Origin of the sequence: Streptomyces sp. NPDC058195 (genome assembly GCF_042883525.1) — a bacterium.
Classification (GTDB): Bacteria; Actinomycetota; Actinomycetes; order Streptomycetales; family Streptomycetaceae; genus Streptomyces.
Genome location: NZ_JBHVVM010000061.1, coordinates 5,001 through 6,274 on the forward strand (window position 1 = coordinate 5,001; position 1,274 = coordinate 6,274).

Genomic DNA, 1,274 nt, shown 5'->3' on the forward strand with positions numbered 1-1,274 from the left:
CCCCTGTGAGAGTAGGACGCCGCCAAGCCATTACACGTAAGTGTAATATATGGAGGATTAGCTCAGCTGGGAGAGCATCTGCCTTACAAGCAGAGGGTCGGCGGTTCGATCCCGTCATCCTCCACCATATTTGCCGGCCTAGCTCAACTGGTAGAGCAACTGACTTGTAATCAGTAGGTTGGGGGTTCAAGTCCTCTGGCCGGCACCATTTTTGGACAAGATAATAACATAAGTCTTTTAAAAAGAGCCATTAGCTCAGTTGGTAGAGCATCTGACTTTTAATCAGAGGGTCGAAGGTTCGAGTCCTTCATGGCTCACCATTGTCACGCGGGTGTGGCGGAATTGGCAGACGCGCTAGACTTAGGATCTAGTGTCTTTATGACGTGGGGGTTCAAGTCCCTTCACCCGCATTGCCAAACGCGGAAGTAGTTCAGTGGTAGAACACCACCTTGCCAAGGTGGGGGTCGCGGGTTCGAATCCCGTCTTCCGCTCCAACCATCCACGCCGGGGTGGTGGAATTGGCAGACACACAGGACTTAAAATCCTGCGGTAGGTGACTACCGTGCCGGTTCAAGTCCGGCCCTCGGCATTGAATATGCGCCCGTAGCTCAATTGGATAGAGCGTTTGACTACGGATCAAAAGGTTAGGGGTTCGACTCCTCTCGGGCGCGCCATAATATTTTTGAAATCGGGAAGTAGCTCAGCTTGGTAGAGCACTTGGTTTGGGACCAAGGGGTCGCAGGTTCGAATCCTGTCTTCCCGACCATTAATACTATGGGGCCTTAGCTCAGCTGGGAGAGCGCCTGCCTTGCACGCAGGAGGTCAGCGGTTCGATCCCGCTAGGCTCCACTTAAAGAAACTTAAATTAACTTATTATGGCGGTGTAGCTCAGCTGGCTAGAGCGTACGGTTCATACCCGTGAGGTCGGGGGTTCGATCCCCTCCGCCGCCATACTAACCAAACGAAAGGACCTTTAGCTCAGTTGGTTAGAGCAGACGGCTCATAACCGTCCGGTCGTAGGTTCGAGTCCTACAAGGTCCACCACTTATACGGAGGAATACCCAAGTCTGGCTGAAGGGATCGGTCTTGAAAACCGACAGGGGTGTCAAAGCCCGCGGGGGTTCGAATCCCTCTTCCTCCGCCATATTTTTTAAAAAACCCATATCATCGCGGGGTGGAGCAGTTCGGTAGCTCGTCGGGCTCATAACCCGAAGGTCGCAGGTTCAAATCCTGTCCCCGCAACCAAATGGTCCCGTGGTGTAGTGGTTAACATG

Annotated in this window: 13 tRNA genes and 1 rRNA gene (1 of these 14 only partly in view); all 14 read left to right on the forward strand. The window is 53.1% G+C overall.

What is annotated here, in order from left to right:
- Nucleotides 1-28 (forward strand): 5S ribosomal RNA (gene rrf, locus ACFVWY_RS35290) (it extends 88 nt beyond the left edge of the window).
- Nucleotides 29-51: 23 nt separating this feature from the next.
- Nucleotides 52-127, forward strand: a tRNA-Val gene (locus ACFVWY_RS35295).
- A 5-nt stretch (nt 128-132) separates the two neighbouring features.
- A tRNA-Thr gene (locus ACFVWY_RS35300) sits at nt 133-208 on the forward strand.
- A gap of 36 nt (nt 209-244) precedes the next feature.
- Nucleotides 245-320, forward strand: a tRNA-Lys gene (locus ACFVWY_RS35305).
- A 7-nt stretch (nt 321-327) separates the two neighbouring features.
- Nucleotides 328-410 (forward strand) — tRNA-Leu (locus ACFVWY_RS35310).
- A 9-nt stretch (nt 411-419) separates the two neighbouring features.
- Nucleotides 420-494, forward strand: a tRNA-Gly gene (locus ACFVWY_RS35315).
- Between the two features lie 9 nt (nt 495-503).
- Nucleotides 504-589, forward strand: a tRNA-Leu gene (locus ACFVWY_RS35320).
- 8 nt (nt 590-597) lie between these two features.
- Nucleotides 598-674 (forward strand) — tRNA-Arg (locus ACFVWY_RS35325).
- 15 nt (nt 675-689) lie between these two features.
- Nucleotides 690-766: transfer RNA gene (locus ACFVWY_RS35330), tRNA-Pro, on the forward strand.
- 10 nt (nt 767-776) lie between these two features.
- Nucleotides 777-849 (forward strand) — tRNA-Ala (locus ACFVWY_RS35335).
- Between the two features lie 28 nt (nt 850-877).
- Nucleotides 878-951: transfer RNA gene (locus ACFVWY_RS35340), tRNA-Met, on the forward strand.
- Between the two features lie 16 nt (nt 952-967).
- A tRNA-Ile gene (locus ACFVWY_RS35345) sits at nt 968-1,044 on the forward strand.
- Nucleotides 1,045-1,051: 7 nt separating this feature from the next.
- A tRNA-Ser gene (locus tag ACFVWY_RS35350) sits at nt 1,052-1,144 on the forward strand.
- A 24-nt stretch (nt 1,145-1,168) separates the two neighbouring features.
- A tRNA-Met gene (locus ACFVWY_RS35355) sits at nt 1,169-1,245 on the forward strand.
- Nucleotides 1,246-1,274: the final 29 nt, after the last annotated feature.